The 8,384-nt window shown below is 39.8% G+C and carries 8 protein-coding genes; all 8 read right to left on the bottom strand.

What is annotated here, in order from left to right; translation table 11 throughout:
- Positions 1 to 434 (bottom strand): UTP--glucose-1-phosphate uridylyltransferase (locus E2K52_RS06355; protein WP_151204312.1); only part of this gene is annotated, 434 nt, incomplete at its 3' end.
- 24 nt (positions 435 to 458) lie between these two features.
- Entirely contained in the window at positions 459 to 2,333 is a 1,875-nt protein-coding gene (locus E2K52_RS06350; protein ID WP_151204311.1) for a polysaccharide biosynthesis protein, read from the bottom strand.
- 128 nt (positions 2,334 to 2,461) lie between these two features.
- Positions 2,462 to 3,631, bottom strand: a complete 1,170-nt coding sequence (locus tag E2K52_RS06345) for a DegT/DnrJ/EryC1/StrS family aminotransferase (RefSeq protein ID WP_151204310.1) — start codon at positions 3,629 to 3,631, stop codon at positions 2,462 to 2,464.
- A gap of 31 nt (positions 3,632 to 3,662) precedes the next feature.
- Positions 3,663 to 4,316 carry an acetyltransferase gene (locus tag E2K52_RS06340; RefSeq protein ID WP_151204309.1) on the bottom strand — a complete coding sequence of 218 codons (654 nt, stop codon included), beginning with the start codon at positions 4,314 to 4,316 and terminating at the stop codon, positions 3,663 to 3,665.
- Entirely contained in the window at positions 4,316 to 4,924 is a 609-nt protein-coding gene (locus E2K52_RS06335; RefSeq protein ID WP_151204308.1) for a sugar transferase, read from the bottom strand. Before E2K52_RS06335 ends, E2K52_RS06340 begins: the two co-directional genes overlap by 1 nt.
- Positions 4,925 to 6,073 carry a glycosyltransferase family 4 protein gene (locus tag E2K52_RS06330; protein ID WP_151204307.1) on the bottom strand — a complete coding sequence of 383 codons (1,149 nt, stop codon included), beginning with the start codon at positions 6,071 to 6,073 and terminating at the stop codon, positions 4,925 to 4,927.
- A complete protein-coding gene (locus E2K52_RS06325; RefSeq protein ID WP_151204306.1) occupies positions 6,063 to 7,145 on the bottom strand; it encodes a glycosyltransferase in 1,083 nt (360 codons plus the stop codon). The genes E2K52_RS06330 and E2K52_RS06325 overlap by 11 nt, the downstream gene beginning before the upstream one ends.
- Positions 7,142 to 8,380 (bottom strand): O-antigen ligase family protein, encoded by a 1,239-nt coding sequence (locus E2K52_RS06320; protein ID WP_161981124.1) that lies wholly within the window; start codon positions 8,378 to 8,380, stop codon positions 7,142 to 7,144. Before E2K52_RS06320 ends, E2K52_RS06325 begins: the two co-directional genes overlap by 4 nt.
- Positions 8,381 to 8,384 lie beyond the last annotated feature (4 nt).

Here is an 8,384-nt window from a genome sequence, read left to right as displayed (position 1 = left end):
CGGGACAGGTCATTTTGTTGCTGCTGATCTTTGACCAGTACATCAGGCAGCAATACCGCGAAATCATCCTCGCCAATTACGGCTTTGGCACACAGGACCGCATGGCCCAGACCTAAGGGCTGTGGCTGACGTACACTCATCACACTCACGCCCGCCGGCAAAATTTCAGTAATTTCCTTCAACAAATCGGTTTTCTGTTTTTGCGCCAGGGTGGTTTCAAGTTCAAAATTACGGTCAAAATAGTTTTCAATCGATGCTTTAGAACTGTGAGTGACTAAAATAATCTGTTCAATCCCGGCAGCAATCGCTTCTTTCACCACATATTCAATTGCAGGACGGTCAACCACCGTGACCATTTCTTTTGGAATCGATTTACTGGCCGGTAAAAAACGGGTACCCAAACCTGCAACAGGTAAAATCGCCTTCTTAATCATATGGAATAACCTGACCTCAATATTTTAATTCACTTTCACTTCTTTACCACGCTGATAACCATCAACATAGTGCTCCAGCTGGCTTAATGCCCAATCAATATCCGATTGCACTGCAGTTAACGCATTGAAGCGCTCAAAAACCTGCAACAATTCATCCAGAGCATACATTTTTTCATAAGAACGTAAAATCCGGCTGTGTTGTGTCACTTCGGTATTATCTGCATCAATGAGTAATTCTTCGTAAAGTTTTTCGCCAGGACGTAAACCCGAGTACTGGATTTCAATATCGCCCGCCTGACTGCCAGCTTCTCGCACTTTCAGGCCACTGAGGGCAATCATCTGACGGGCCAGATCCTGAATCCGTACCGGTTCGCCCATATCCAGCAGGAAGACATCTCCACCCTGCCCCAGCGCACCGGCCTGAATCACCAGTTGAGAGGCTTCGGGAATGGTCATAAAGAAACGGGTGACATCGGGGTGAGTGACCGTAATCGGGCCACCTTTGGAAATCTGCTGTTTAAATAATGGTACCACTGAGCCCGAAGACCCCAGTACATTACCAAAACGGACAATACTGATCTGGGTCTGATCCTGTGCTTCCGCCATGGCCTGACAATATAGCTCGGCCATCCGCTTGGTTGCCCCCATCACGTTGGTCGGACGTACGGCCTTATCGGTTGAAATTAACACAAAGGTCTCAACGCCTTTCTTCACCGCAGCATTCACACTAAAGGCGGTTCCAACGGCGTTATTTTTTAAGCCCGCCAGCGGATTACACTCAACCAGTGGCACATGTTTATAGGCAGCAGCATGATAAACCGTTTGTACCTGATACTGCTCGATGACGCGTTCCAGTTTGGCTTCTTCTAAAACTGAACCCAAAATTGGAATAATTTCACAGCTGGCGGTGAGGCGTAACTCTTTTTCAATACTATAGAGGGCGAATTCAGTCAGTTCATAAATCACAATTTTGGCAGGCTGATTTTTGATAATCTGGCGGCAGAGTTCTGAACCAATCGATCCGCCAGCACCGGTGATCATCACGACTTTATGCTTAATGTTTTTTTCCAGTAACTGAGCCACAGGAGGTACCGGATCACGGCCTAACAAATCAATAATATCGATTTCCTGAATATCAGAAACGCGAATTTCACCATTGACCAGCTTGGTTAGCCCGGGAATTTCTGTAATTTTTAAATGAGCCGGTTCCAGAAACTTGATAATTTCACTTTTACGGCTACGCCCAACCGAAGGCAGGGCAACCAGAATTTCATCAATACCCAGTTTAGCCAGACATTTGAGCGCAATCTGGGGCGTATAGACGGGTATTCCGCCAATATTCTGCCCACTTAAAGAAAGATTATCATCTATAAAAAATACCGGTAAATGCTCATCGGAACGGTACAAGGTGGCTGCTACTTGCTGCCCGGCATCCCCTGCGCCATAAATCGCAATTCGTTTTTTGGGTATACCGGACTGTAAATAGGAGCGGACAATCAAGCGAATTACCCCACGACTCAACCAGACCCAGGCAAACATCATAAAGCCAAACATCAGGGGGATGGATGTTGGAATAAAGGCATGGGTGCTATAAGCCAGTAAATACAAGCCTGTTACGGTCAGAATGGTCGCCAGCCCGAGTTTAACAATAAAAAACTCATTAAACGTACGAACAATAAACTGGTAGCTTCCGCTCACCAAGAGAGCCACGACAGCAATTGCACTTACCCAAAGCGCACCAAAAGGAATATTGGGAACCACTTCTGCGCCCAGATCGAACTGGCGAATGGCATAACATAGCCAGATCAGCACAGGGAAAATACAAAAATCAAGTGCTACCAAGAAGATCTTTTTGGCAGTACGAGGAGATTCGACTAAAGGTAGGATGATTGATTTCACGTGAGATGTCTTCTCAAATTTATTTATAAGTTTTAAGCAACTCTTAGCTAAAAAGCAGGCTAAAAGCTAAACAAATATATAAAATGCACTGTTGATTGCACATTTTATATATTTAAGCTGTTAAAAAGTTATATACGACTAATCACCTGACGAATGCTGTGCTCAGATGCCTGAATATTATTTTCTGTTAAGGTCGGATGAACTAAAAACATTAAGCTGGTTTCACCCAGCTGTTGGGCATTCTTGAGACGCTCCTGAGGACGCCATGCTGTACCATCAAATGCACGCTCCAAATACACTTCTGAGCAAGATCCACTAAAACATGGTACATCTAGAGCATTAATTTCTGCCATAATCCGGTCACGTGACCAGTCTGCGGGTAAAGCCTCTGTATTGACCTGCACATAGCATTTATACCAAGCATGCGTATAGTCAGCATCCGGTGTATGTACTGTAAAATAAGGACTATCTTCAAAACAAGCCAAGATTCTTTTAGCATTTTCAGTACGTTTGCGCGTCCATTCCGGCATCTTGTTCAACTGGATACGACCGATTACCGCCTGCATTTCCATCATGCGCCAGTTGGTACCAAAGGAATCATGCAGCCAGCGGAAACCCGGCGGATGTTGTTTATTATAAATACTGTCAAAGTTCTTGCCATGGTCTTTATAGGACCACATTTTTTTCCACAGCTCTTCATCATTGGTGGTGACCATACCGCCTTCACCCCCTGTGGTCATGATCTTGTCCTGACAGAAAGACCAGGCACCGATATGTCCGATTGAACCGGCAGATTTGCCTTTATATTTCGCGCCGTGCGCCTGTGCACAGTCTTCAATCACATACAGGCCTCTATCGGCAGCCAGTTGCATGATCGGGTCCATGTCACACATCCAGCCGGCCAGATGGACACAAATGATAGCCTTGGTATTCGGCGTAATGACTGCTTCAATGGTACGGCGCGAGATATTCTGTGAATCCAGTTCAACATCGGCAAAAATTGGATTTGCTCCCGCGGTCACAATGGAGCTGGCTGAAGCCAGAAAAGTACGTGAGGTGACAATGACATCATCCCCTGCCCCGATACCCAGTGCTTTTAAAGCCACATCGAGCGCCACGGTTCCATTGGCCAATGCCACTGCATACCGGGTGTCTGCAAACTGGGCAAACTCTTTTTCAAACTCACGGCATTCCTGTCCGGTCCAGTAGTTGACCTTATTCGACAATAAAACCTGGGAAACTGCATCCGCTTCTTCCTGAGTAAAACTTGGCCATGGTTCAAATACAGTATTTAACATGATGTGTCCTGAATTTTTAATATTGAAAAGCTTATTTTTTCTCTAGAATTCGTGCCGGATTACCGATCACCGTGACGCCCGGTGGTACGCTTTTGGTGACGACAGCGCCCATACCGACTACGGCACCCTTGCCAATCACCACAGGTTTGTCAGGTGTACCCTGTTTGATCACGGCACCTGTACCAATATAGGCATGGTCTTCGATATGGATATTACCATTGCATTTCACCCCGGGAGCAAAGGTGACATAATCACCAATGATGCAGTCATGAGCGATATAGCTATAAATATTGGCATGAAAGAATTTTCCAATTTTGATATTGGATGTCAGACAAGTGAAAGGACAAAGTAAGCTCCCTTCACCAATATGGACCTCATCTAGGATAACTGTATTGCCTGCATGAATATCTAGATGCTGTATCTGGTCCTCATTTAAACGCTGAACCAGTTTTTCACGAACTTGACTATTTGCGATAGCAATGGTTACAGCCTTATGGGTATGTGGTCTGGCGAGAAAATCCTGATAACTTAGAACAGCATAGCTATTTAAATTATTGCCAGCTTGGCCATCATCGATGAAAACGAAGTTTTCTTTGGCTAAGGTAGGAAATTGCTGGCGAACCAATGGCATAACTTCTTTACCAAAACCACTTGCACCATACACAGCAATAAATAAAGCTTTCATTATATTTCGTCCTTGCGTTGTGAGCCAGTAAAGCGTGTCATGGTCGCTTCACCCTCGGCACTGATATCATCTTTCGCTAAAACTTTATGTACCGTTTTAAACATGATTTTAAAGTCGAGCCAAATCGACTGATTTTCGACATACCAGGTATCGAGTTTAAATTTTTCTTCCCAGCCAATGGCATTGCGGCCATTGACCTGCGCGTGACCGGTCATACCCGGTCTTACATCATGGCGTTTGGCTTGTTCAGGGCTGTAAAGCGGCAGATATTCCATCAGCAATGGGCGCGGGCCGACAATACTCATATCGCCTTTAATCACATTCCAGAGTTCCGGCATTTCATCCAGACTGGTAGAGCGCAACATTTGACCAAGTGGGGTTAAACGTTCACGGTCCGGCAATGGATTACCCTGCTCGTCCACAGCATCTTTCATGGTTCGGAATTTGATCATCTCAAAAGGCTTGCCATGTAAGCCGGGACGCACCTGGCGAAATAATACTGGCGAACCAAGATTCTTTTTCACTTTATAAGCCACAAAGGCATAAAGTGGTGAAAGCAGAATTAGTGCAATGGAAGCGATGATAATATCGAGAAGGCGTTTTAGCATTTAGATCAAACCCATTTCTTGCATCATATGTGCGTTTACCTGATGTACATCGTATTTATGAAGTGCGATTTCCCGGGAGCGACTTCCCATTTTAGCGATCAGCTCTGGCTGAAGAATCAGTTTCTCCATTGCAATTACTAGACTTTCCACGGATTTTACTTCAACCAGAAAGCCGTTATCGCCATCAGTAACAGTTTCACGACAACCTGGTGCATCCGTGGTTATAATTGCCCGGCCCATTGCCATGGCCTCTAAAACGGTACGGGGGGTGCCTTCACGATACGATGGCAACACATACACCGAGCTTTCTGCAATTGCCGGACGCACATCGGAAAGTTTCCCCCAGTATTTTAGTGTATTACTGGCTATCCACTGATCCAGTTCTTGCTGACTAATGGCCGAAGGATTTTCATCAATCCAGCCCACCAGATTAAATTCTACATGCGGATATTTATGCTTGATGATTTTTGCTGCTTCGGCGTATTCACGGACACCTTTATCTACCAGTAAACGCGCAATCAATAAAAAGGATATTTTAGTTTTTTGATCCATCGTTACAGGTAAAGACAATACATTGAAGTCGGCAACATTAACCCCAGAACCGTTCACTACCACTGTAGGCGTTTGAACGGTTAAAAGCTTTAAGTCCTGAAAAAGTTTTAAGTCATCTGGATTTTGGAAAAATGCCTTATGACTGCGCGACAATGCCTGCTGGTATAAACCATGAACCAGCTTCTGGAAAATACTACGCTTAGTCTGAGTTTCTACATTTTGAAATGCATAGCCTAAACCTGTAATTAAGGCATAACGATGCGGTGCTTTTGCCAACCATGCAGCGAGTGTTCCATAGATCACCGGCTTAATAGTATAAGATAGAACATAATCAGGTTTGATTTTTTTTATAAGCGTATACATGCTTCCTAAGGTTTTTAAGTCTGCTACCGGATTAGTGCCTGTGCGTTGCATGGAAACTTCATGTACGCAATAACCTAAATCTAGGAGTTTCTCATGCTCGGCAGAAAAAGAAGCCAGATCAGGTGCAATAATATGGATTTCATAGCCTTGCTGATGGATCGCTTCAAGTAACTTTCCACGGAAGTTTAAGACTGAAGGGAGGAAACTAGAGATCATTAAAAATTTATTTTTCATATAATTGAAGCCACTTACTCATAATAATATCAGATGAAAAATGATTCTCTATTGTTTTACGATTTTCATCTTCGATAAATTTAACTTGCTCTTGATCTAAATGAATTAAACTCTCAATCGCCTTGCAAAACTCATTTATATTACCAGCCTCAATTAAGTATTCTGAGTCTTCCCCCAAAATTTCCCTAAAACCAGCATTCTTAGAAACAATTACTCGCTTAGAACAAGCCATAGCTTCCGCCAGCACTAAACCAAAACCTTCCCACGCAGATGTAGAAATAAAAATATCACACATATTCATCAATTGCGGAATATCTTGCCTAATACCTAATAAAATGACTTTATCATCTAAAGCAAAAGTCTTGATTTTCGCTTCGATAGAAGCTCTAAGCTCACCATCTCCAACAATAAATAACTTAATATTTTTTTCTTTATACCGTAACTGATCAAAAATTCTAATTAACGTAGAATAGTCTTTTGCTGGATGAAACCGTCCAACTGCCAATAAGCAGATATCATCTTCTTTTAAATTAAATTGTTCTCTATATTGGGCTCTATATTCATCATTTTTTTTAAACTTATTAATATCAACTGAATTATTAACTACTAATATCTTATTCGGATTTACGGCACCCGCTGCAACTAATTTATTTTTTGCCTGTTCACTAACATTAGTTGAGATAGTAGCCAATGGAGAAGTTAATGCATAAATAAACATTCTAACTCTCCCTCCTTCAAAATCACTATGTGAAGTAGAAATTAGCTTAGGAAATGGATTAAAAATTCTAGAAATTCTAGCAAAAATATTCGCATGATACATATTACTATGAACCACATCAGGTCTCTTTAGCTTTAAAATTCTTATAAACCTAACTAAAGCACTAATAGGATTTTTTTTGAAGTTTAAAAAAATAATATCTATTTTTTTTGATCGAGGTAATACAATAGCATCACCAACCATATATGCAAGAGTAACCTCATGACCCAATTCAACCATATTATCAGCTAAATCTGTAATAACTTTTTCAGCTCCACCCATGCCTAGGCCTGTAATTAAATATAAAATTTTCATTTAATTCCCTTTTTCGGTTTAAGATCATGATTTATATAAAAAGGTATACAAGATATAAAGAACCAAAAATAAGTAAAAAAACCAGATCTAAATAGTGTATTTTCAAAAACCTGATGACACAATATAGCAATAAGAAGTGCAAAGAAAAATGTATTCTCTTTTACTCTATTATTTTTTCGTATTTGATAAAAAGAAAAAAACACCGGATATAAATAAACTAATAAAAATAAAATATAGCCAATTAGACCTATTTCAGCTGCAAATTGTAAGTGTAAATTATGAGATGAAAAACCCAACTCATCAATATTTAATACTATTTCATTAGAAACACCAAACCCAACCCCTAATAGTAAATTATTTGCAATTGATTCAAGTAGCATATCCCATGCTATATCGCGTGAGTTTAATGAACTAGAGAATCTACTATTAGATAAGTCAACAAAAGAAGAAAATCCAGAAATTTCTATAATCAAATAACCCAGTATAGTGAAGATAGATATAAATAATAACGTCTTATATTTTTTAAGGAAAAAACTATATATAAATAGAAAAATAAAAACTGCTAACAATGCTCCCCTAGAAAAAGAAAGAAAAAATCCAACACCAATAATAAATAAGCTAATGTTTTTTCTAAATGAATCATCTACCCAGCATAGTAAAGAAGCTAGACCTATAAGCAACCACAATCCAAAAGTATTTGGATTAACGAAAAATGCAGAAGCCCTATATATAGGATAATCACCCATAATTCGCTGGTATATAAATGGCAGCTGATTTATATAATTTAAATAACCATGTTCTGAGTCCCAAACAATAGAACCAAAAAGTAATAAAAAAAAACTAAAAACACAGCAAACTAAAACAAAATTATTTATCTTTTTAAAAAAAGTTTTAAAAAAATTAAAATCAAAATTTATAGAATAAAAAATAATAATAAGTGAAAATATTGGTATATAATTTATTAAAACCCTTTGCAAGGATAATAATTTTAAGTCACTATTTAAACAACTAAGAACTACCCAAAAAAATAATAGTAGATTTAAAAAAAAGAAACTATTGGCTTGACTATTCTTATTAAAAAATCTTGGATACATGAAAACAAATAATAAAGGGAATAATGAGAATACAAAGGGAATATACAGTATAAGTATAGAATCTATAAAAATAAAAGATGAAAATATCCACAAGGCAAAAAAAATCCCAATATAATATTTCAGCAATAGATTATAACTCATTTTT

This window comes from Acinetobacter sp. RF14B (genome assembly GCF_006864105.1).
GTDB classification, from domain to species: Bacteria; Pseudomonadota; Gammaproteobacteria; order Pseudomonadales; family Moraxellaceae; genus Acinetobacter; species Acinetobacter lwoffii_C.
The sequence above is the reverse complement of the archived record's forward strand: the minus strand, read 5'-3'. Positions and strand labels throughout refer to the sequence as shown.

Excerpts from the sequence above, each read along its gene's own strand:
- E2K52_RS06320 (WP_161981124.1), bottom strand. The coding sequence starts at position 8,380 with ATGAGTTATAATCTATTGCTGAAATATTATATTGGGATTTTTTTTGCC.
- E2K52_RS06325 (WP_151204306.1), bottom strand. The coding sequence starts at position 7,145 with ATGAAAATTTTATATTTAATTACAGGCCTAGGCATGGGTGGAGCTGAA.
- E2K52_RS06345 (WP_151204310.1), bottom strand. The coding sequence starts at position 3,631 with ATGTTAAATACTGTATTTGAACCATGGCCAAGTTTTACTCAGGAAGAA.
- E2K52_RS06335 (WP_151204308.1), bottom strand. The coding sequence starts at position 4,924 with ATGCTAAAACGCCTTCTCGATATTATCATCGCTTCCATTGCACTAATT.
- E2K52_RS06340 (WP_151204309.1), bottom strand. The coding sequence starts at position 4,316 with ATGAAAGCTTTATTTATTGCTGTGTATGGTGCAAGTGGTTTTGGTAAA.
- E2K52_RS06330 (WP_151204307.1), bottom strand. The coding sequence starts at position 6,073 with ATGAAAAATAAATTTTTAATGATCTCTAGTTTCCTCCCTTCAGTCTTA.